This window comes from Amycolatopsis sp. NPDC051371, assembly GCF_040682155.1.
In the GTDB taxonomy this organism is placed as follows: Bacteria; Actinomycetota; Actinomycetes; order Mycobacteriales; family Pseudonocardiaceae; genus Amycolatopsis.
The window spans coordinates 1-21766 of the sequence record NZ_JBFBAG010000081.1 but is presented as its reverse complement, the minus strand read 5'-3'; the positions used below and the strand labels follow the sequence as shown (position 1 = coordinate 21766).

The following is a 21766-nucleotide window of genomic DNA, read 5'->3' as shown; positions in this document are numbered from 1 at the left end:
GCTAAACAAACAGGATTACCGGGAAGTGGTCCCCGCCACCTTGGGATGCTGAGCGCATGACGGACACCCCGGCGCGGCTGCTCGGCCTGCTCTCGCTGCTCCAGACGCCGCGGGAGTGGCCGGGCAGCGAACTGGCCGGCCGGCTCGGCGTCAGCCCGCGCACGATCCGCCGCGACGTCGAGCGGCTGCGCGAGCTCGGCTATCCGGTGGAAGCCAGCCGCGGCGTCGCGGGCGGCTACCGGCTGGTGGCCGGCACCGCGATGCCGCCGCTCGTGCTCGAGGACGACGAAGCCGTCGCGATCGCGGTGGGGCTGCGGACCGCCGCGGGGCAGACCGTCGCCGGGATCGAGGAGGCGTCCGTGCGGGCGCTGGCCAAGCTCGAGCAGGTCCTGCCGGCGCGGCTGCGCCGGCGGGTGGGCACGATCGGCACGGCGACGGTCGCCGTGCCCGCCGTGGGACCGGCCGTCGACCCGGCCCAGCTGACGGTGTTCGCCGGTGCGATCACCAACCGCGAGACGGTCCGCTTCCGCTACCGCGCGAACGACGGGACCGAGACGCGACGCCGGGCCGAGCCGCTTCGGCTGGTCGCCACCGGGCGCCGCTGGTACCTGGTGGCCTACGACCTCGACCGCGCGGACTGGCGCATCTTCCGCGCCGACCGGGTCCGCGACGCGCAGGCGACCGGCGGCCGCGTCACGCCGCGCAAGCCGCCGGCGACGGACTTGGCCGACTACGTCGTCGAACGGCTCTACGACCTCGTGCCGACGTACCGCGCGGTGGCGGTCCTGGCGGAACCGGCAGCGCAGGTGGCGCCCCGCCTCGGCGCGGCGGCCGGCGAGCTGACCGACCTCGACGACGGCCGCTGCCGCTGGCGAAGCCACGGGGACACGCTGGACTGGCTCGCGTTCCGGTTGCTGGGGCTCGGTTGCGCGTTCACCGTCGAGGAGCCACCGGAACTGGTGGCGCACCTGCGGGTGCTCGCGGACCGCGCCGCCGCGGCTTCCGGCGCGCGAGGTTGATCGGTGGTTCGGCACTGCGCTCCTCCTCCGAAGCGTTGTCGATGCCGGGCGGCTCGATCTTCCTTCGCTGCCCAACCCCTTCCTGGACGCGAAAGTGCGGGTCAGGTGCGCGATCCCTCCCGGGTCGGCAGCACCGACATCAAGCGGCGGGGCAGGCTGGGCGGGAGATACACCGAAGGTTCGAAGCCCATCAGGATGTCTCCGTCAGAGTGGACAGCGACAAACTGCGGCGGTGGGCCGGTCCACAGTGGATCGGCCCACCGCCGTCGGTCAGGTCGGCTCTTCACCGTCCAGGTCCGTGCGCCTGCTCGGCGGCACGGGGAGGTAGCAGCCCGGGTTCTCCGGGTCGCAGCCCACGCGGGGCAACCGGGCGCGGATGCCGCCGGGGGTGCGCTCGAAGTACGTCGCGATCTCCGCCACGCTCTCGCCCGCGATCCAGCGGTTCTCCAGCTCCGCGTCCATCTCCTCGTTCCACGGGCGGCCCTGCTGGGCAGGACGGCCCGCGGATCTTCGCCGCGGCCCCCGGCCCGCGCCGGTCGCCGCCAGCAGACCGTCCGCGACCAGATCCGCCACCGTGGCCGCCACCGCGACGTCCAAGTCGAGGCTGCCCTCGGCGACCGGTTCGCCGCCGGGGCCGCCGGCTTCCAGAGTGATCATCACCCGGGGAGTCGGTTCGGCGCGGTCGTCGTCCGTCCTGGTGGCGACCGCGATCTGGTAGGTGATTTCCTGTGCCCGGATCTCGGTCCGGCGCTCTTCGATGATCGACATGCCACGAAGCTAGCGCGCACCCCCGACAATTTTCGGCCACGCGCTGCTCACGGGCGGCTTCGCTCCGAAACTGTCGGACCCCTCGCCTAACGTCCTCCCCGACCACACCACGTGATCGGGAGGCGACGATGGGACATCGGCGGACGAGCCGGAAAAGACACTGCCCCGGTCCGGGAGAACCGGACCGGGGCAGCGGACTGCGTCGATTTCGCTCAGAAGTGCAGCAGCTGGGCCAGCGTGCGCTGCTTCTCCTGGGCGGCCTTCGCGGAGCTGTCCGACTTCTGCGCCGCGGCGCCGTCGGGCACCGGCGCCGGCACCGGGTCGCACTGGACGTCCGAGTGGTCGCCGGGCTGACGCGCGGGCAGCTTGCCGGTGGCCAGGTAGTCGGCGATCTTGTCGTCCACACAGGACACCCCGGACAGCGAACCGGCGTGCGTGGTGCCGCCCGGCGCGCTGATCAGGCTCGACTTCGGGAACCGCTTCCGGACCTCGAGGCTGCCGGCGTACGGCGTCGCCGCGTCGAACTCCTCGCTGATCAGCAGCGCACCGGCCACCTTGCGGCCGTCGATGTCCACCGGCTTGCCCGCCTTCGCCGGCCAGAACGCGCACGGCGCGTTGAACCAGGCGTTGCCCCAGGTCTCGAACGGGGCCTTGAAGTGGGTGATCCAGTTGTCGATCCGCCACTGGTTCCAGTTGGTCGGCCACTGCACGTCGGTGCACTGGACGCCGAGGTAGACGGCGAACCCGTTGTCGGCACCGGGCGGGTTCGAGTCGTCGTAGAGCGCCTTCAGCGTCTGCCAGTCACCCTGGTGGACGTAGCCGTCGAAGGCCTTGGCCATGTCGACCCAGCCGAAGACGTAGTAGCCGGCCTGCAGGAAGACGTCGGTCCACTCGTCGCCGCCGATGACGCCGCCCGCCGGGTTCTTCGTGAGCTTGCGCTGCGTGTCGTACCAGAGCTTCTCGACGGCGGAGCCGGTCTTGCCGAGGTGGTAGACGCTGTCGTAGGACGCCAGCCAGTCGAAGTACGTCTTGATGTTCTTGTCGAACGCGACGTCCTGGTCGAGGTTGGCCTGGTACCAGACCTTCCGCGGGTCGACGTTGCCGTCGAGCACCATCCGGCGGACGTTCTTCGGGTACATGGTGCTGTACACCTGGCCGAGGTACGTGCCGTAGGAGAAGCCGTAGTAGTTGATCTGCTTCTCGCCCAGCGCCTTGCGCAGGCTGTCCATGTCCTGCGCGACGTCGGTCGTCTTCAGGTGGTCGAGGGTCGGACCGTTCTTCTCGCACGCCTGGGCGTAGCCCCGGGAACGGTCGAGCCAGGTCTTCTCCAGCTTCGGCGTGGTCGGCACGTACGCCGGCCGGTTGTAGCTGAAGTAGTTCCCGTCGCAGCTGATCGACGGCTTGCTGGACCCGACGCCGCGCGGGTCGAAGCCGATCCAGTCGTAGTTGTCCCCCGCGTGGTTCGGCACGTACTTGCCGAGCACCGAGAGCCCGAGGCCGGACCCGCCGGGGCCGCCCGGGTTCACCAGCATGATCCCCTGGGACTGCGCGGTCTTGTGCTTGATCCGCGACACCGCGACGGAGACCTTCGCCCCGCCCGGCTTCGCGTAGTCCATCGGCACCTCGAGGAAGCCGCACTCGGCTCCCGCGGCCTTCAAGCTCGCCGACGTGCAAGGCCCCCAGGCGATCGGCGCGGGGCTGAACTGCACCCCGGGATCCGCCGAAGCGGCGGGCGCGGCGGCCATCAGTCCGGCCGCGAGCCCCGCGGCGGCGACAGCGGCAACGATTCTCTTCACAGTCGTCCTTTTCATCCTCATTGGACAGAGTTCGCCGTATTCCGGCGAAACTACCGGCAACCATCGCCAATCTCGTCGACCGGCGCGACTTCCGCCATCCGTCTTTCGTCGGGACCTGAGCCGATCTGCGCGCCCGAACTGTCGGTGCCCGGCAGTACGCTCCGGATCGCCGGAAGGCGACGGGAGGACGCATGAGCGTGGACGAACGGCTGGTCAAGGCGATCCGCACCGGGCTGGCCGAGCTGGCCGACCCGGTCAAGGCGCCGGCGATGCAGGCGTACATGAAGTCGGCCATGCCGTTCCGCGGGGTGGCTTCACCCGAGCGGAGCACGCTTCTCAAGCGGGTACTGCCCGACCACATATTGCCCGATCGGGTGACATATACGGCGACCGTGCTGGAGTTGTGGCGGGCAGCCGAATTCCGCGAAGAGCGCTACGCGGCCATCGCGCTATCCGGACACCGGGCGTACCGGCAGTGGCAGGACCCGGAGCTCGTGCCGATGTACGAAGAGATGATCGTCAGCGGCGCGTGGTGGGACCACGTGGACGAGCTCGCCATCCGCCGGGTCGGGCCGATCCTGCGAGCCGACCGGGACAGGGTCACGCCGATCATGCTGAGCTGGGCGGCCGACCGCGACCTCTGGCGCCGCCGGACGGCGATCATCTGCCAGATCGGCGCCAAGGAGGACACCGACACCGACCTGCTCACCCGGACGATCGAGCCGGCGATCACCGAGCCGGAGTTCTTCCTGCGCAAGGGAATCGGCTGGGCCCTGCGCGAGTACGCGAAGACGGCGCCCGACTGGGTCCGGTGCTTCGTGGACGATCACCCCGGACTGTCGGGACTGTCCCAGCGGGAGGCACTCAAGCACATCGGCTGAGGTTCGGCCGCGGACGGGCGGATCCGGACGGCGGACACGCGAGCCTGGACGGTCGGGTCGCGTACCGGAACGGTCGGCTCGCGTATCTGGGGAGTCGGGGCGTGGTTTTTGGAACGCCGGCGCGGGCGGCTCGGGCGGAAACGCCGAGAGGGGCCGGTTTCCCGGCCCCTCTCGGACTCCCTCGTGCTCGCAGGCTAGGCGCGCAGCGTCGCGTCGAAGCGCTCGCCCGCCGCCGCCACCGCTGCATCGCGGGCCTTCGTGGCCTCGTCCACCGTCAGCGTCCGGTCCGCCGCGCGGAAGCGCAGCTTGTACGCCAGCGATCGCTTACCCTCGCCGACCTGCTCGCCCGCGTACACGTCGAACAGCGTGATGTCCTCGAGCAGCTCGCCCGCGCCGTCGCGCAAGACCGCTGCCAGGTCCGCCGTCGGCACGTCCGCCGCCGCGACCAGCGCGACGTCCAGCAGCACCGGCGGGTACCCCGACACGCTCGGCGCCGGGCGGGAGTCCGGCAGCGGGATCGCGTCCAGGTCCAGCTCCATCGCCACCGTCCGCGGCGGCAGGCCGAGGGCCTCGACCACCTTGGGGTGCAGCTCACCGGCGTGGCCGACCGGCCAGTCGCCGACCTGCAGGCGGGCGCAGCGGCCCGGGTGCCACGGCGGCAGGTCCGTGGCCTGCACCGTCAGCTCGATACCGGCGGCCTCGGCGATCGTCCGGGCGGCCTGCACCGCGTCGGCCCAGTTCGCCGGCTCGCCGCCGCCCCACCAGCCGGCGCGGTGGCGCTGGCCGGCGAGGACCACGGCGACGTGCAGCGGCTGCTGCGGCACCGCGGCCTCCAGGACGGCCAGTTCTTCGTCCGAAGGCCGCCCCTCGACGCCGAGAGCCGGGACCTTCAGCGGGTTCGGCGCGGGCAGCACCACCTGGCCGATGTGGTAGAGCGAGACGTCCTTCATCCCGCGGGACACGTTGCGCTGCAGCGTGTCCAGCAAGCCCGGCAGCAAGGTCGTCGCCAGCCGGTTGCGGTCGGCCTCCAGCGGGTTGCGGACCACGACCGTGTTGCGGCGGACGTCGTCCGCCGGCAGGCCGAAGGCGTCCCACACCGTGTCGCTGATGAACGGGAACGGGCGCACCTCGACGTACCCCGCCTCGGCCAGCGCCCGGGAAACACTCCGGACGCGCCGCTGGGCGTCGGTCAGGCCGCGGCCGGCCGGGGCGGCGGGCAGCGTCGACGGGATGCTGTCGTAGCCCTCCAGCCGCAGCACCTCTTCGACGAGGTCGGCGGGCTGGCGCAGGTCGCCGCGCCAGCTCGGCGGGATCGCCGTGACCTGGCCGGTGCCGTCGTCACCCGTGCTGACCGAGACCTTGCAGCCGATCTGGGACAGTCGCCGGACGGTCACGCCGCGCTGGTAGTTCACGCCCGCGACCTTGTCGGGCAGGTTGATCGGCATCATGACGGCCGGGTTCGGCTCGACCGCGCCCTCGTCGGTGCGGCCGGGCTGGATCGCGGCGTCGCCGTACTGGCGCAGCAGGCGCGCGGCCAGCTCGACGGCGGCCGGGCACAGCTGCGGGTCGGTGAACCGCTCGAACCGCTTCGCGGCCTCGGAGAACAGCTTGTGCCGGCGCGCGGTGCGGCTGATCGCGGCCGGGTTCCAGTGCGCCGCCTCGAGCAGCACGTCGGTGCTCTCCGCCGTGATCTCGGTGCTCGCGCCGCCCATCGTGCCGGCGAGCGAGATGACGCCGCTGTCGTCGGCGATGATCACGTCGTCCGGGTCGAGCGTGCGCTCGACGTCGTCCAGCGTGGTCAGCTTCTCGCCCGGCTTCGCCCGGCGGACCACCAGGTCGCCCTGGATGGCCTTGGTGGCGAACGCGTGCAGCGGGTGCCCGAGTTCGAGCATCACGTAGTTGGTGACGTCGACGGCCAGGGAGATGGAACGGATGCCGGCCAGCATCAGCCGGCGCCGCATCCACCACGGCGTCGGCGCGGTCGCGTCCAGGCCGGTGACGCGCCGCAGTACGAACCGCGGGCAGCCCTCCGGGTCCTCGACGTGGACCGGCCAGGCGTCGCCCTCGGCCGCCGGGACCTCCAGCAGCGCCGGGTCGCCGAAGGCCACGTCCAGCGCGTTCGACAGCTCGCGCGCGAGACCGCGGACCGACAGCGCGTAACCGCGGTCCGGGGTCGGGGCCAGCTCGATCACGGTGTCGCCGAGGCCGAGCAGCTCGGCCGCGTCGTCACCCGGGCTCGCGGTGCCCGAGGGCAGCACGAGGATGCCGGTGTGGTCGTCGCCCATGCCGAGCTCGCGGGCGGAGCAGATCATCCCGTCGCTGACCCGGCCGTAGGTCTTGCGGGTCGCGATGGTGAAGTCGCCGGGCAGGACCGCGCCGGGCAGCGCGATGACGACCAGGTCGCCCTCGGTGAAGTTGCGGGCGCCGCAGACGATGCCGCGAGTCCGGATGCCGTGCGGGCCCTCGTCGAACTCGCCGGCTTCGTCGTCGTCCTCGTCTTCGTCGTCGGCCGGCTCTTCCGGCTCCTCGGCCTCTTCGCCGACGTCGACGCGGCAGAACCGGATCGGCTTCTTGAACTCGGTGAGCTCCTCGATCTCGGCCACCCGGCCGACGACCAGCGGGCCGGTCACCGGCCCGAGCTGCTTGAGGTCGTCGACCTCGATGCCGATCCGGACGAACGCGTCGGCCAGGTCCTGCGGCGTGACCTCCTCGCCGATGTCGAGGTGCTCGGTCAGCCAGCTGACGGGGACTCGCACTACGCCTCCGTTCCGAAGGGAAGGGTGAAGCGGACGTCGCCCTCCACCATGTCGCGCATGTCCGGGATCCCGTTGCGGAACTGCAGGGTGCGCTCGATACCCATGCCGAAGGCGAAGCCCGAGTACACCGCGGGGTCGACGCCGCAGGCGCGCAGCACGTTCGGGTTGACCATGCCGCAGCCGCCCCACTCGACCCAGCCGGGGCCGCCCTTCTTCTCCTCGAACCAGACGTCCACCTCGGCGGACGGCTCGGTGAACGGGAAGAAGTGCGGACGCAGGCGGGTCTTGGAGTTCTCGCCGAACATCGCGCGGGCGAAGGCGTCCAGCGTGCCCTTGAGGTGCGCCATGGTGATGCCCTTGTCCACCGCGAGGCCCTCGACCTGCGTGAACACCGGCGTGTGCGTCGAGTCGAGCTCGTCGGTGCGGTACGTGCGGCCCGGGCAGACGACGTACACCGGCAGGTCGCGGTGCAGCAGGGTGCGAGCCTGCACCGGCGAGGTGTGCGTGCGCAGCACCAGGCCGGAGTCCTCCTCGCCCACGTAGAACGTGTCCTGCAGCTGGCGGGCGGGGTGGTCCTTGCCGAAGTTCAACGCGTCGAAGTTGAACCACTCGGCTTCGAGCTCCGGGCCCTCGGCGACCTCGTAGCCCATCGCGACGAACGCGTCGGCGACGCGCTCGGAGATGGTGCTGATCGGGTGCCGGGCACCGCGCGGGACGCGGTCCCACGGGAGCGTGACGTCGACGGCCTCCTCGCGCAGCACGCGCTCGTCGCGCTCCACCTGGAGCTCGGCGCGGCGGGTGTCGAAGGCCGACTGGACGGCCTGGCGGGCCTCGTTGACGCGCTTGCCCGCCTCGGCCTTCTCCTGCTTGGGCAGGGCGCCGATCTCGCGGCGGGCCAGCAGCAGCGGCGAGTGGTCGCCGAGGTGAGCCGGCTTGACCTCGGCCAGCGCTTCGAGCCCGGTCGCGGCGGCGAACGCGGCTTCGGCGGCCTTGACCGCTTGCTGCAGCGTCTCGGGGGCGAGCACCGCGCTCTGGGCTTCGTTCTCCTTGGCTCCGGACATAACTCCTCGGCGTCCGCTGGGACTGGTCGTACGCGCGCCGCCGGACACGCGGCGCACGAGAGGTCAAAGGTGGGAAAAGTCTATGGGATCGGGTCCGCGGTCCCCCGGTCGGCCCGGGCCGCGCGGACGCATGGTCAACGCGCGCGGAACGCACCGGCGAAGTCGACCGACGCGAACTCGCCGGGAACCACGCCGTCGGCGGCGTAGCGGTACAGCGCCGTCTGGTAGATACCGGACAAAGTGGTGGTGAAGACCGCGACGAGCACCGACCACACGAGCGCCAGGCCCAAGCAGACGAACAGGGTGGCGGTCCCGCCGAGCAGGAAGCCGGCGAGCAGCAGCACGGCGTAGCCGACCAGGCTCAGGAGGAAGCCGATCAGGCCGATCCCGGCGCCGCCGGCGACGTTCTCGCCCCACGTCCGGCGGAACAGCTCCACCGACCGCCGGACACCGGCCTTCACCCCGGCACCCTCCAGCATCACGACGGGCAGCACGAGGAACGTCGTGAGCCGCCAGGCCAGGCCGACCAGGCTGCTGACGATGCTCCCGAGGAAGCCGAGCCGCTCCTCGACCGTGCGCAGGATCAGGCTGACCGTCGCGGAGATGCCGGCCCAGCCGAGCAGTGCCGGCCACCGGTTCGCGGCCGCGGCCAGGCCCGCGCCGACCGCCGGGGCGCCGCCGCGCAGCGCGACGTCGGCCTGGGAGATCAGGCCCGCGTTGAAGAAGATCGTGACGAACGCCGAGACGAGGTAGAAGGCCGCGAGCAGCACCCACGAGCCGGCGGTCAGCCGGCCGTGGTCGGTGATCTCGACGTGCGACAGGAAGAACGCCGGGGTCAGGAACGCCCCGGCGACGAACAGCCCGGCGACGCCGGCCAGCACCGTGAACCAGGCCAGGCCCTTGTGGGCGCGCAGCACCCGGAGCGAAGCGGCGAACAACGCGTACGAACGGGCGAGGCTGCCCATGATTCCCCCCGGTGACCACAGTGGATACCGGGGCAGCCTAGCGGCGGGTCAGCGACGTGCCGCCATCGCGCTCGTGTACACGCAGACGGCCGCCGCGGTGGCCAGGTTGAGGCTCTCCGCCTTGCCGTACAACGGGATCCGGACGGCGAGGTCGGTGCGGTCGAGGACGTCGGCGGGCAGGCCGTGGGCCTCGTTGCCGAAGACCCACGCCGTCGGCTCGGTGAGGTCCACCCGATCGAGTTCGGCGTCGGCGTAGCCGTGCGCGGCGAACGTGCGCAGGCCCGCCGCCGAGCAGGCCGCCAGCGCGGCCGCGACGTCACGCTCGCGCGCGATCGGCAGGTGGAACAGGCTGCCGGCGGCCGCGCGGACGCACTTGCCGTTGTGCGGGTCGACGGTGTCGCCCGCCAGGACCACAGCGTCGGCGCCCGCCGCGTCGGCGACGCGGATCACCGTGCCCGCGTTGCCGGGGTCGGCGACGTCCACCAGCACCACGACGAGCCGGGCGCCCGGCGTCACGGCCGCTTCGAGCGGACGGTCCAACAGCGCGCAGACGGCCACGATGCCTTGGGGCGTCACGGTTTCGGACAGGCCGTCGGCTGCGCGGTCGGTGATCGGCGAGACCGCGACGCCGGCCGCGCGGGCCGCGTCGACCAGGTCCGCGTGCTGCTCCGCCGCGCGAGCCGTGACGAACAGCTCGTGCACCGTGCCACCGGCCAAGGCGGCCTCGACCGCGTTGGCGCCCTCGGCCAGGAACCGGCCGGTCTTGTCGCGTTCCGCGCGCCGGGTCAACTTGCGCGCAGCAACGACCCGGGGGGTCCGCTCGGTGAACGGATCCGCCCCGGGCCGGGGAAAACTGCCGGTCAGGCCGACTTCGCTTCGGTGTTCACGTTGGCCTTGGCGAGCTCGGCCAGCGCGGTGAAAGCGGCGGCGTCGTTGACGGCGAGGTCCGCGAGGATCTTGCGGTCGACCTCGACACCCGCGGCCTTGATGCCCTGGATGAACCGGTTGTACGTCACGCCGTTCTCGCGGGCGGCCGCGTTGATGCGGGTGACCCACAGGCGACGGAAGTCACCCTTGCGGGCACGACGGTCCCGGTAGGCGTAGTTGAGCGAGTGAAGCGTCTGCTCCTTGGCCTTGCGGTACAGCCGCGAACGCTGGCCGCGGTAGCCGCTGGCCAGTTCGAGAGTTGCGCGACGCTTCTTCTGGGCGTTTACCGCCCGCTTGACGCGTGCCACGGGTCCATCCTGTCGATCTCAGGGGGCGAAGGGGACGCCCCGGGTGGTTACAGCAAGTTCTGCGGGATCAGATGCCGAGAAGGCGCTTGACCCGACCGGCCTCGGTCTTCGACAGCTCGGTCGTGCCCTCGAGCCGCCGGGTGAGGCGGTTGGACTTCTTCTCCATCAGGTGCCGGCGACCGGCCTTCTGACGGCGCAGCTTGCCCGTGCCCGTGACGCGGATTCGCTTGGACGTCCCGCTGTGGGTCTTCATCTTCGGCATTTCAGTCCTCTTTCGTGCGGCGGCTCACCGGAGAATCCGGTGAGCCGCTGACTGTGCTGGTCGGCGCCTACGCCTCGGGGACCGGCTCGGGAGCCGTCTCTGCCTTGGCCTTCGGCTTCACGTTCTTGTGCGGGGCCAGCACCATGATCATGTTGCGACCGTCTTGCTTGGCCGACGACTCGACGAAGCCGAGCTCCGTGACGTCTTCGGCGAGCTTCTGCAGCAGCCGGTAGCCGAGCTCCGGCCGGGACTGCTCGCGACCGCGGAACATGATCGTGACCTTGACCTTGTTGCCCGCCGCCAGGAAGCGCGACACGTGACCCTTCTTGGTCTCGTAGTCGTGCTGGTCGATCTTCGGGCGCAGCTTCTGTTCCTTGATGACGGTCAGCTGCTGGTTCCGACGCGACTCGCGGGCCTTCTGCGCGCTCTCGTACTTGAACTTGCCGAAGTCCATGAGCTTGCACACCGGCGGGCGGGCCTGCGGCGCGACCTCGACGAGGTCGAGGTCGTTCTCCTGCGCCAGGCGCAGCGCATCCTCGATCCGGACGATGCCGACCTGTTCACCGGCGGGTCCGACGAGTCGGACCTCCGGCACCCGGATTCGGTCGTTGATGCGTGTCTCGGAGCTGATGGGGCCTCCTTGGTCCGAGGAATGTTTCCTGTTCTCGTTCGACCTGGTGCCCACATAGCGAAGGCCCCGACACCGTTCGGTGTGCGGGGCCCACTCTGTTTCCGATCGCACCCGGCCGCGAGACCGGGTACTTCACCCTGGACTTGCAGTCCGGGCGAGACCGGACCCGGACACCTGTACGGTGACACGGGTGGGAGCGGGGCTCCACTTGCCGCCCCCGATCGCTCGGGGGCTGGTCGCTCGTGGAAGGGTACCAGACGTGTCAGATCAACCCTCCGAACAGCCCCCCTATTCCCCCGAAGCCCGCCACCTGGAGGACATCCCCAGCGTGGAGGTGATCAGCCGCGCGGCCGTGATGCTGCTGTCGGCCGGCGCCGAGCGGCTCGGCCTGGCCGACCCGGATCCGGAGACCTCCCCGCACCGCGACCTCGACGAAGCGCGCCGGCTCATCACCGCGCTGGCCGGCCTCGTGACCGCGTCCGCGGAGTACCTGGGCCTGCACGCCGGGCCGTTGCGCGATGGTCTGCAGTCGCTTCAGAAAGCTTTCCGGGAGGCTTCGGCCGTGCCGGACGAGCCCGGCAAGGGCCCGGGCGAGAAGTACACCGGCCCGGTCTACTGACCGCAGTCCCCGCCAGAGCAGCCCGCCCTCTCCGGCAGGGTCCCGGCAAAGCCGAGAGGTTTGGCCGGAGCGGGCTTGCTCGGGCCTCGGCGTGTCTTGAATGACTCATTCAGGACCTCCGAAGACCTGAATGAGTCATTCAAGACGTTCGGTGGGCCGGAGGCGAGCGTGCGACCGAGACTTGGCCGACCCCCGCCCTCTCCGGGGGGCGTCCCCGTGTCCAGCGTATCGGGGGCGCCCGACGAAACGCGGAAAAGGCGGCGGTCCGGGGCCGGTTGTCCACATCACGGGCGACCTGTGGGCAACCTGCCAGCGGAGCTTGCGGGCGGCTCGTCCGATATCTAACATGTTAGATGTGAGTCTATCGAAGGTCACTCGCCCGCTGCTGCGGGACGAGGCGTACGACCGCATCCGGCAGGCCATCGTCGACGGCACGTTGCCGCCCGGTACTCCCCTGCGGGACGGCGACCTCGCCGAGCACCTCGGGCTCTCGAAAGCACCCGTCCGGGAAGCGCTCAGGCGGCTGGCCGACGACGGCCTCGTCGACTCCAAGCCGCAGAGCTACACGCGGGTCTCCGACGTCATGTCCCGTGACGTCATCGATGCGCGGCAGATCGTGCGCGTGCTGCACGAGTTCGCCGTGCGGGCGGCGGCCCCGAGGTGCCGGCCGGCCGACGTCGCCGCCATGCGGGCCGCCAACGACCGGTTCGCGAAGGCCATCGAGGCCGGGGACATCGCGGCCGCCGTCAAAGCGGACGACGAACTGCACGACGTCCCGGTCCGGCTGGCCGGGAACGCCGCCGTCGCCGCGACCCTCGACCGCTACACGCCGCTGCTGCGCCGGCTCGAGCACGCCCGCTTCAGCTCCGCGCTCGCCTGGAACTCGGTCGAGCGCCACACGAAGCTCATCGACGCGCTCGAAACGCACGACACCGACACCGCCGTCTCGGTGATCTCGACCATCTGGACCGACCTCCTGGAGGACCGATGACCCTCGCCGACTTCCCGCGCTACCCCCTGCTCTTCGGCCCGTCGCCGGTGCACCCGCTCGAACGCCTCACCGAACACCTCGGCGGCGCGAAGGTCTGGGCCAAGCGCGAAGACGTGAACTCGGGTCTCGCGTACGGCGGCAACAAGACCCGCAAGCTCGAGTACCTCGTCGCCGACGCCCTGAAAGAAGGCGCCGACACGCTCGTCTCCATCGGCGGTGTCCAGTCCAACCACACCCGGCAGGTCGCGGCCGCCGCCGCGCGCGCCGGACTCAAGGCCGTGCTGGTGCAGGAAAGCTGGGTCGACTGGCACGACCCGCTCTACGACAAGGTCGGCAACATCCAGCTCTCGCGGATCCTCGGCGCGGACGTCCGGCTCGTCGACGCCGGCTTCGGCATCGGGTTCAAGCAGGCGTGGGAGAACGCCGTCGCCGAGATCGAGGCCGGCGGCGGGAAGCCGTACGCCATCCCGGCCGGCGCGTCGGACCACCGGCTCGGCGGGCTCGGCTTCGCGAACTGGATCGTCGAACTCGAAGCCCAGGAAGCAGAACTCGGCGTCTTCTTCGACACCGTGATCGTCTGCTCGGTCACCGGCAGCACGCAGGGCGGCATGGTCGCCGGGACAGCCCTCGGCAAGAAGCGGCGCATCCTCGGCATCGACGCCTCGGCCAAGCCGGACGAGACTCGCGAGCAGGTCACGCGCATCGCGCGCAGCACCGCCGAGCTGATCGGTGCGGGCAAAATCCCCGAGGTCGAGCTGGACGACCGTTACCACGCCGGGATCTACGGCATCCCCGACAAGTCCACTGTGGACGCCATCGAGACGTGCGCCCGGCTGGAGGGGATGATCACCGACCCGGTGTACGAGGGCAAGTCCATGGCGGGCCTCATCGACCTGGTCGGCCGGGGCGAGATCGAGCGCGACTCGAACGTCCTCTACGCCCACCTCGGCGGGCAGCCCGCGCTCAACGGCTACACGAGCGTCCTCGGCTGAACCGGTGGGCCGGGGAAACCCGGCCCACCGAAGGGCTCAGTCCAGCACGCAGAGCACGTCGATCTCGACGAGGAGCTCGCCCGGGAGGCCGACGTACACCGTCGTGCGGGCGGCGTGCGGCGCGTCGCCGATCAGTTCGTTGTAGACCTCGTTGAACGGCGCGAAGTGCGCCGTGTCGGTCAGGTACACCCGCACCATGATCGCGTCGGCGAAGCTCGAGCCCGCTTCGGCCAGCACGGCTTCGATGTTCTTGAACGTCTGCCGGGTCTGGCCCACGACGTCGTCGCCGACGATCTCGTTCGTGGCCGGGTCGAACCCGACCTGGCCGGCGACCTGCAGCAGGTTCCCCTTGCGGACGGCCTGCGAGAACTTCGCCGGCGGCTTCGGCGCGTTCTCGGTGGAAACTGCCGTCTTGCTCATCAGTGCCCCTTTCCGTTCTCCGTCCATCCGCTGTGGACGGAAGCTTCCGTGGTCGCGGCGCGCAGGTCCGGGACCAGCGCCAGCAGGCCTTCGTAGTCGAGCAGCACCTTCGGCACCGACATCGACGCGGCGGCCAGCACCTCGCCGTCCGCCCCGCGGACCGGGGCCGCGATGCAGTGGATGAAGTCCTCGTGCTCGGCGTTGTCGACGGCGTATCCGAGGCGGCCCACGCGCTCCAGCTCGGCGAGGTACGCCTCGGGCGTCGTGATCGTGTTCGGCGTCAGCGCCGGGTACTTCATGGACCGCGCGATCTCTTCGCGACGGGCCGGCGCCATCGCCGCGACCAGCACCTTGCCCACCGCCGTGCAGTGCAGCGGCGCGCGTTTGCCGACGCGCGAGTACATCCGCACCGAGTGCCGGCCCTCGTACTTGTCGATGTAGACGACCTCGCCGTCGTCGTAGCTGGCCAGGTGCACGGTGTGCCCGGTGCGCGCGTTGAGCGCGGCCAGCGCGGGCTGGGCGCTGCGCCGGACGTCGATCGAGTCGAGGGCCTGGTTGGCCAGGTCGAACATCGCGCTGCCCAGCCGGTAGTACCGGGTGCCTTCGCGCCGGACGAAGTGGTGCTGTTCGAGGGTGCGCAGCAAGCGCAGCACGGTCGACTTGTGCACGCCGATCTCGGCGGCGAGGTCGTCGAGCGTGCGCGCGTCCTTCGCGATCGAGTTCAACAAAGTCAGCGCGCGGTCCAGGCTTTGACTCACGTGCGCACCACGCCCTCTCCGGTCAGCCGGGCCGAACGCCACTCGTCCGGGTCCGCCTGAAGCAGGCTATCCACGACCATGCGCGGCAGGGGGACCCCGACGTCGTCGTGGGTGAGCAGGGTCGCGGCAGCCTGCAGGTGGCCCTGCCGGAGCCGCGCCAGGGGCTCGGCGCCCCGCAGTGTCGCGGCCAGGAATCCCGCGGCGAACGCGTCTCCGGCGCCGACCGGCTCGACGACGTCGACGGCCAGCGCGGGCGCGAACAGCGGTTCCCCTTCGACCAGCGTCGCGCCGCGTTCGCCGTGCTTGACGACGAGCGTGCGCGGGCCCGGCAGCAGCGCCCGCAGCTCGGCCGGGTCGCCGGTCCCCCAGACGTGCTGAGCCTCGTCGTCGCCGGTCAGGACGATGTCGGCCTGCCCGGCCAGCTCGGCGAGCAGGCGCGGGTCGCGGCTCGCCCACAGCGCGGGCCGCAGGTTGACGTCGAACGAGATCAACCGGTCGCCGCGGGGCATCGCCAGCAGCGCGCGCACCAGCGCGAGGCAGCTCTCGGACAACGCGGGGGTGATCCCGGACAGGTGCAGCACGCGGACGCCGTCGAGATCGAGCCGATCCAGCAGCGAAGGGCCCATCCCGGAGGCCGCCGAGCCGGCCCGGTAATAGCGCACCGGACTGCCACCGGCGCCGCTTTCCTTGATGTAGAGCCCGGTCGGGCGCACCGGGTCGACGGTGCACGCGCTGACGTCGACACCGGCCGCTGAGATCTCGCGGAGCATCGCGCGTCCGAACGGGTCGTCGCCGACGGCACTGACCCAGCCGCTCGGGACGCCGAGGGCCGGCAGGTGACAGGCGACGTTCGACTCGGCGCCGCCGATCGTGCGCACCCACTGCTTCACCTCGTCCGGCGGGCCGGGTTCGGCGGGCACGAACAGGGCCATCGTCTCGCCGACACAGAGCACCTCGGGCCCGCTCGTCACTTTCCGTCTCCCCTGTCCGTCACCCCGTTGACCTGTGGCGACCCGGATGCTACACCTATGGCACTCAAAATGCGCAACAGTCGTTGCAACATACGCAACCGAGGTCGCCGCCGATGAACCCTTGCCTGATGGACCCCGCCGCGCTCGCCGCCCTCCGCGACGAGCGGATCGACTGGCGCTTCCGCTCGGCCGCCCCCGCCCTGACCGGGCTCACGCTCACCGAAGCCGCGGACCGGCAGCTGAACCTGTTCACCGACGGGTTCTTCGCGCCTTTCGTCGTCCTCGACGATGACGCGCTCGAGCACAACCTGCGGACGATGGCCGCGTGGTGCGCCGCCCGCGGTGTCGTGCTCGCCCCGCACGGCAAGACGACCATGGCCCCGCAGCTGTTCGCCCGCCAGATCGAGCACGGCGCGTGGGGCATCACCTGCGCGAACGCCGGTCACCTGCGGATCTACCGCGCGTTCGGCGTCTCCCGGATCCTGCTGGCCAACCAGTTCCTGGACTCCTCAGGTCTGCGCTGGCTCGCCGCCGAACTGGCGGCCGACCCGGACTTCGAGTTCGTCTGCTGGGTCGACTCGGTCCGCGGTGTCGAGCTGATGACCGAAGCCCTCGAAGGCACCGAGCGCCCGGTCGACGTCCTCCTCGAACTGGGCGCCGACGGCGGCCGCACCGGCGTCCGCGACACCGCGACCGCGCTGGCCGTCGCCGAAGCGGTCCACGCGAGCCCGGCGTTGCGGCTGCGCGGCACCGGCGGCTACGAGGGCGCACTCTCGCACGAAACCGACGAAGCCGCGCTCGCCAAGATCAGCTCCTATGTGGACGGTCTGCGTGACCTCGCGATCACGTTCGCGGACAAGGGGATGCTGGAAGGCCAGATCATCGTCACGGCCGGCGGCAGCGCGTACTTCGACCAGGTCGCGAACGAGCTGACGAAGCCGTGGCCGGACGGTCTCGACGTGCTGCCGGTGCTGCGCAGCGGCGCGTACGTCACCCACGACGACGGCTTCTACCGCGAGATCTCCCCGCTCGGCGACCACCCGCGCATCGACGGCGTCGCGTCGTTCCGTCCCGCTTTGCGCGCCTGGGCGCAGGTGACGTCGAAGCCGTCGGAGACCCTCGCGCTGCTGACCATCGGCAAGCGCGACGCGTCCTTCGACGAGGGCATGCCCGAACCGCAGCTGCGCCGCACCCCGAACGGTCCCGCCGAGCCGCTCGAGGGGCACGTCGTCGCGAAGATGAACGACCAGCACGCCTTCCTCACGCTGCCCGCCGGGTCGCCGGTCGAGGTCGGCGACTGGATCGGGCTCGGTCTGTCCCACCCGTGCACGGTGTTCGACAAGTGGCCGCTGCTGCCGGTGACCGCCGCGGACGGCGAAACCGTCGTCGACCTCGTCCGGACGTGGTTCTGATGGACGTCGTCCTGCGTGGCGCACTGGTCGCCGACGGCACCGGCGACGCCATGACCCGCCACGACGTCGGCATCACCGGCGACCGGATCGCGAGCGTCGCCGAAGCGGGCTCGCTGGACGGGCGCCGGAACATCGACACCGACGGCCTGGTGCTCGCGCCCGGGTTCATCGACATGCATTCGCACTCCGACCTGCAGCTGCTGGCCAACCCGGACCACCCGGCCAAGATCACCCAGGGCGTCACGACCGAGGTGCTCGGGCAGGACGGGCTGTCGTACGCACCGGTCGACGACGCGGTTCTCGAGGCGCTGCGGCAGCAGCTCGCGGGCTGGAACGACGACCCGCCGGGGTTCGACTGGAACTGGCGCTCGGTCGGCGAGTATCTGGACCGCCTGGACCAGGGCGTCGCGGTCAACGCGGCCTACCTGGTCCCGCAGGGCACCGTCCGGATGCTCGCCGTCGGCTGGGACGACCGTCCCGCGACGGACGCCGAGCTGACCCGGATGAAGGAGCTCGTCGCGACCGGCCTGGCCGAGGGTGCGATGGGGATGTCGTCCGGCCTGACCTACACGCCGGGCATGTACGCGGAGACCGAAGAGCTGGTCGAGCTGTGCCGGGTGGTCGGCGAGCTGGGCGGTTTCTACAGCCCGCACCACCGCAGCTACGGCAAGGGCGCCCTGGAGGCGTTCGCGGAGATGATCGACGTCTCCCGGCGGTCGGGCTGCCCGCTGCACCTCGCGCACGCGACGATGAACTTCTCGGTGAACAAGGGCAAAGCACCCGACCTGCTGAAGCTCCTGGACGACGCGCTGGACGACGGCTGCGACATCTCCCTCGACACCTACCCGTACCTGCCGGGCGCGACCTACCTTTCGGCACTGCTGCCGAGCTGGGCCACCGAAGGCGGCCTCGAGGCGACCCTCACCCGCTTGTCCGATGTGGACGAACGCGAACGGATCCGCGCCGAGATCGAGGAGTCCGGTTCGGACGGTGCGCACGGCGTCCCGATCGACTGGGACGCCATCGAGATCAACGGCGTCCGCAACGACCACAACAGCCACCTGGTGGGGCACAGCGTCGCCGCGTCGGCCGCGAAGCACAACGTGGCACCGGCGAACCTGTACTTCGACACGCTCCTCGACGAGAAGCTCGGCACGTCCTGCCTGATGCACGTCGGGCACGAAGAGAACGTCCAGGCGATCATGCGGCACCGCACGCACACCGGCGGCAGCGACGGCCTCCTGGTCGGCGCCCGGCCGCACCCGCGTGCGTGGGGCACGTTCCCCCGCTACCTCGCCCGGTACGTCCGCGAGCTCGGCGTGCTGGACCTCGCCGAGTGCGTCGCCCACCTCACCGGGCGCGCCGCACAACGACTGCGGTTGACCGACCGCGGGCTCGTCCGCGCCGGCTACGCCGCCGACCTGGTGCTGTTCGACCCGGACGCGGTCGCCGACACCGCCACCTTCGACGACCCGCGGCAGCCCGCCGCGGGGATCACCCACGTCTTCGTCAACGGCGTCGCCGCCCTCGACGACGGCCGTCCCACCGGCGCCCTCGCCGGCCGTTCCCTGCGCAACCCCGGGAGAGCCCGATGATCCACTGGCTGCAACACACCACGGGCGGCCTGCTCACGCTCGCCGCCGTCTCGATCGCCGTCCTGCTGCTGTTGATCGTCAAGCTCAAGGTCGAGCCGTTCATCGCGCTGATCGTGGTCGGCCTGCTCACCGCGCTGGCCGCGGGCCTGCCCGTCGGCACGATCGTCGGCACGGCCCAGAAGTCGTCGGACTCCTTGCTGGAAAAGGGGTTCGGCAGCATCCTCGGGCACATCACGGCGATCATCGGGCTCGGCACGCTGCTCGGGTCGATCCTGGAACGCTCGGGTGGCGCGAAGGTGCTCACCGGAGCGCTGCTGCGCGGCTTTGGCGAGAAGCGGGCGCCGCTGGCCATGGGTGTCGCCGGGTTCATCTTCGGCATCCCGGTGTTCTTCGACATCGGCATCTTCGTGCTGGCGCCGCTGGTGTACGTCGCGGCGAAGCAGGGTAAGCGCTCGCTGGTGCTCTACGCGATGCCGCTGATCGCGGGCCTGTCGATCACGCACGCGTTCCTGCCGCCGCACCCCGGCCCGGTGGCCGCGGCCGGACTGCTGCACGTGGAACTCGGCTGGATCATCCTGATGGGGCTGGCCTGCGGCATCCCCGCGTTCCTCATCGGCGGCGTGCTCTACGCGACCTGGATCGGCAAGCGCATCGACATCGCGGTGCCCGAGGAAATGATCGTCGCCGAAACCGAAGGCGAAGAAGAGGAAAGCGTGCCGTCGCTGGCGCTGGTCGGCTCGATCATCGCGGTGCCGCTGGTGCTGATCCTCGCCGGCACGTTCGGCAGCATCTGGCTGCCGAAGGGCTCCACGCTCTCGGGCGTCGCCGCGTTCATCGGCACGCCGGCGGTCGCGCTCACGGTCGCCGTGCTGCTGGCGTCCTGGCTGCTCGGGCTGCGGCGCGGGTTCACCGGCAAGGACCTCAACGAACTGGCCGCGAAGTCGCTGCGGCCGGTCGCGATGATCCTGCTGGTCGTCGGCGCGGGCGCGTTCTTCGGCGCGGTGCTCTCGGCCACCGGCATCGGCAAGGCCGTCGCCGACTCGCTGCACGACGCCGGGCTCCCGGTGCTGCTCGCGGCGTACGTGATCAGCTGTGGCATGCGGATCGCCCAGGGTTCGGCGACCGTCGCCATCGTGACCACCAGCGGGATCATCGCGCCGACCGTGGCGACACTCGGGTATTCGCAGGTGCAGCTGGCCTTGCTGGTCATGGCGATCTCCGCCGGGTCGATCATCGCGTCGCACGTCAACGACGGTGGCTTCTGGATCGTTTCGCGGTACTTCAACATGAGCGTGGTCCAGACGCTGAAGTCGTGGACCGCGCTGGAAACCGTGCTTTCCGTTTCCGGTTTCGCGGTTTCGGCATTGCTCATGGCCGTGGTCTAGACCATACTGGAGGGAAGCCGCCGCCCGAACCGTTGGGAGACAATGACGATGACCGGACTTTCCCGTCGTACGTTCCTCGGCGCCGCCGCGGGTGCGGGTGCCGCGACCGTTCTCGGCGCACAGCTCGCTTCCGCGGCCACAACCGCGAAGGGCTGCATCGCCGGAGGGACCGTGTACATCGGCAGTTACACCAGCGGGGCGGGCGGCCACGGCCTCGACGTCTCGAGCCGATCGGGCGCCACGCTGGGCCCGGTCCGCACGGTGCCGGGCATCACCGACACGTCGTGGTTCGACCGCGGCGCCGACGGCAAAACCCTGTACGTCACCAACGAAGGCGACCCGAACGGGTTCGTTTCGGCGCTGAACGTCGCCGACGCCGCGAACCCCAAGCTGCTCAACAAGGTTTCGTCGAAGGGCGGCGCGCCGACGCACCTGAGCGTGCACTCGAGCCAGAAGTACGTGCTGGCGGCGAACTACAGCTCGGGCAGCGTCGTCGTGCTGCCGATCCTGGCCGGCGGCAAGCTCGGCGCGGCCACGGACCTGGTGACGCACCAAGCCGATTCCGGGCAGGCCCACGCCCACCAGGTCGTCAACGACCCGACCGGGCGCTGGGTGCTGTCGGTCGACCTCGGCGCCGACTCGGTGTACGTCTACTCGCTCGACGTCGCGACCGGCAAGCTTTCGCTGCACCAGCAGCTGAAGCTCCCGGCCGGCGCCGGTCCGCGGCACCTCGCGTTCGACAAGACCGGGGCGTTCGCCTACATCCTGCAGGAGCTGCGCCCGGAGGTGACGGTCGCGAGCTGGGACGCGGCCGCCGGGACGCTGAAGGCGCTTTCCGTCGTCCCCGCCGTGCCGCCGGGCAGCACCGGCGACCTGTTCCCGGGTGAGATCGCGCTGTCCAAGGACGGGAAGTTCGCCTACGCCACCGTCCGCGGCCCCAACACCCTGGCGACGTTCGCCGTCTCCGGTGCCTCGCTGAAGCTGGTGTCCACTGTGTCCAGTGGTGGCAACTGGCCGCGGCACGTGGCCCTCGACCCCGGGGAGAACTGGTTCTACGTCTCGAACCAGCGTTCCGGCACCGTCACCTGGCTGCCGCGCGACCCGGCCACCGGCCTGCCCGGCGCGGTCGCCGGCAGCCTCGCGGTGCCCGACGTCAACTCCGTCTACTTCGCCTGAGTACCGGTCGTGGGGGGGGGGGGGGGGGGGTGTTGTTGTTGGTGGCGGCCGGGCACCCCCCCCCCAGGTGCGC

The 21766-nt window shown here is 70.9% G+C and carries 21 protein-coding genes; 9 read left to right on the top strand and 12 right to left on the bottom strand.

What is annotated here, in order from left to right; all coding sequences use genetic code 11:
• The first annotated feature begins 56 nt into the window (after positions 1–56).
• A complete protein-coding gene (locus AB0M59_RS51305; protein ID WP_364631004.1) occupies positions 57–1019 on the top strand; it encodes a YafY family protein in 963 nt (320 codons plus the stop codon).
• 270 nt (positions 1020–1289) lie between these two features.
• On the opposite strand, the gene AB0M59_RS51300 is transcribed toward AB0M59_RS51305, so the two are convergent.
• The gene (locus AB0M59_RS51300; RefSeq protein ID WP_364631001.1) at positions 1290–1787 is read right to left on the bottom strand and encodes a helix-turn-helix domain containing protein; all 498 of its coding nucleotides are present in this window, start codon (positions 1785–1787) and stop codon (positions 1290–1292) included.
• A 212-nt stretch (positions 1788–1999) separates the two neighbouring features.
• Positions 2000–3583 carry an alpha/beta hydrolase gene (locus AB0M59_RS51295; protein WP_364630998.1) on the bottom strand — a complete coding sequence of 528 codons (1584 nt, stop codon included), beginning with the start codon at positions 3581–3583 and terminating at the stop codon, positions 2000–2002.
• Positions 3584–3774: 191 nt separating this feature from the next.
• Here AB0M59_RS51295 and AB0M59_RS51290 point away from each other — a divergent pair, with 191 nt between their 5' ends.
• On the top strand, positions 3775–4464 hold the full coding sequence (locus AB0M59_RS51290; protein WP_364630995.1) for a DNA alkylation repair protein: 690 nt from the start codon (positions 3775–3777) through the stop codon (positions 4462–4464).
• Between the two features lie 194 nt (positions 4465–4658).
• Here AB0M59_RS51290 and pheT read toward each other — a convergent pair whose 3' ends face one another.
• From pheT to infC, 7 genes are all read right to left on the bottom strand, one after another.
• Entirely contained in the window at positions 4659–7220 is a 2562-nt protein-coding gene (gene pheT, locus AB0M59_RS51285) for a phenylalanine--tRNA ligase subunit beta (protein ID WP_364630993.1), read from the bottom strand.
• A complete protein-coding gene (pheS, locus tag AB0M59_RS51280) occupies positions 7220–8281 on the bottom strand; it encodes a phenylalanine--tRNA ligase subunit alpha (protein WP_364630990.1) in 1062 nt (353 codons plus the stop codon). Before pheS ends, pheT begins: the two co-directional genes overlap by 1 nt.
• A gap of 134 nt (positions 8282–8415) precedes the next feature.
• Positions 8416–9246, bottom strand: a complete 831-nt coding sequence (locus AB0M59_RS51275; RefSeq protein WP_364630987.1) for a DUF6159 family protein — start codon at positions 9244–9246, stop codon at positions 8416–8418.
• Positions 9247–9294: 48 nt separating this feature from the next.
• Positions 9295–9996: an RNA methyltransferase gene (locus AB0M59_RS51270; protein ID WP_364631040.1), complete on the bottom strand. Its 702-nt coding sequence runs from the start codon at positions 9994–9996 to the stop codon at positions 9295–9297.
• Positions 9997–10106: 110 nt separating this feature from the next.
• Positions 10107–10481: a 50S ribosomal protein L20 gene (rplT, locus tag AB0M59_RS51265; protein WP_247021499.1), complete on the bottom strand. Its 375-nt coding sequence runs from the start codon at positions 10479–10481 to the stop codon at positions 10107–10109.
• A gap of 67 nt (positions 10482–10548) precedes the next feature.
• Complete coding sequence (rpmI, locus tag AB0M59_RS51260) at positions 10549–10743, bottom strand: 50S ribosomal protein L35 (RefSeq protein ID WP_220241959.1); 195 nt, start codon at positions 10741–10743, stop codon at positions 10549–10551.
• Between the two features lie 67 nt (positions 10744–10810).
• Positions 10811–11428 (bottom strand): translation initiation factor IF-3, encoded by a 618-nt coding sequence (infC, locus tag AB0M59_RS51255; protein WP_364630984.1) that lies wholly within the window; start codon positions 11426–11428, stop codon positions 10811–10813.
• A gap of 205 nt (positions 11429–11633) precedes the next feature.
• On the opposite strand from infC, the gene AB0M59_RS51250 reads away from it, so the two are divergent.
• The 3 genes from AB0M59_RS51250 to AB0M59_RS51240 all read left to right on the top strand — a co-directional run bounded on the left by AB0M59_RS51250 (position 11634) and on the right by AB0M59_RS51240 (position 13976).
• Positions 11634–11993, top strand: coding sequence for a DUF1844 domain-containing protein (locus AB0M59_RS51250; RefSeq protein WP_329045238.1), 360 nt, complete (start codon positions 11634–11636; stop codon positions 11991–11993).
• A gap of 355 nt (positions 11994–12348) precedes the next feature.
• Positions 12349–12984: a GntR family transcriptional regulator gene (locus AB0M59_RS51245; protein ID WP_364630981.1), complete on the top strand. Its 636-nt coding sequence runs from the start codon at positions 12349–12351 to the stop codon at positions 12982–12984.
• A complete protein-coding gene (locus tag AB0M59_RS51240; RefSeq protein ID WP_364630978.1) occupies positions 12981–13976 on the top strand; it encodes a 1-aminocyclopropane-1-carboxylate deaminase in 996 nt (331 codons plus the stop codon). The genes AB0M59_RS51245 and AB0M59_RS51240 overlap by 4 nt, the downstream gene beginning before the upstream one ends.
• A gap of 36 nt (positions 13977–14012) precedes the next feature.
• Here AB0M59_RS51240 and AB0M59_RS51235 read toward each other — a convergent pair whose 3' ends face one another.
• From AB0M59_RS51235 to AB0M59_RS51225, 3 genes are read right to left on the bottom strand one after another with little or no spacing between them, the layout of a single operon-like run.
• Positions 14013–14396 carry a RidA family protein gene (locus tag AB0M59_RS51235; protein ID WP_364630975.1) on the bottom strand — a complete coding sequence of 128 codons (384 nt, stop codon included), beginning with the start codon at positions 14394–14396 and terminating at the stop codon, positions 14013–14015.
• The gene (locus tag AB0M59_RS51230; RefSeq protein WP_364630972.1) at positions 14396–15154 is read right to left on the bottom strand and encodes an IclR family transcriptional regulator; all 759 of its coding nucleotides are present in this window, start codon (positions 15152–15154) and stop codon (positions 14396–14398) included. Before AB0M59_RS51230 ends, AB0M59_RS51235 begins: the two co-directional genes overlap by 1 nt.
• Positions 15151–16125, bottom strand: coding sequence for a sugar kinase (locus AB0M59_RS51225; RefSeq protein ID WP_364630969.1), 975 nt, complete (start codon positions 16123–16125; stop codon positions 15151–15153). The genes AB0M59_RS51230 and AB0M59_RS51225 overlap by 4 nt, the downstream gene beginning before the upstream one ends.
• 113 nt (positions 16126–16238) lie before the next feature.
• Here AB0M59_RS51225 and AB0M59_RS51220 point away from each other — a divergent pair, with 113 nt between their 5' ends.
• The 4 genes from AB0M59_RS51220 to AB0M59_RS51205 are packed head-to-tail and all read left to right on the top strand — an operon-like array spanning position 16239 to position 21693.
• On the top strand, positions 16239–17537 hold the full coding sequence (locus tag AB0M59_RS51220) for an amino acid deaminase (RefSeq protein ID WP_364630966.1): 1299 nt from the start codon (positions 16239–16241) through the stop codon (positions 17535–17537).
• The gene (locus AB0M59_RS51215) at positions 17537–19132 is read left to right on the top strand and encodes a D-aminoacylase (RefSeq protein ID WP_364630963.1); all 1596 of its coding nucleotides are present in this window, start codon (positions 17537–17539) and stop codon (positions 19130–19132) included. The genes AB0M59_RS51220 and AB0M59_RS51215 overlap by 1 nt, the downstream gene beginning before the upstream one ends.
• Complete coding sequence (locus AB0M59_RS51210) at positions 19129–20517, top strand: gluconate:H+ symporter (RefSeq protein WP_364630960.1); 1389 nt, start codon at positions 19129–19131, stop codon at positions 20515–20517. Before AB0M59_RS51215 ends, AB0M59_RS51210 begins: the two co-directional genes overlap by 4 nt.
• A gap of 48 nt (positions 20518–20565) precedes the next feature.
• Positions 20566–21693, top strand: a complete 1128-nt coding sequence (locus tag AB0M59_RS51205; RefSeq protein ID WP_364630957.1) for a lactonase family protein — start codon at positions 20566–20568, stop codon at positions 21691–21693.
• The last annotated feature ends 73 nt before the right edge of the window (positions 21694–21766 follow it).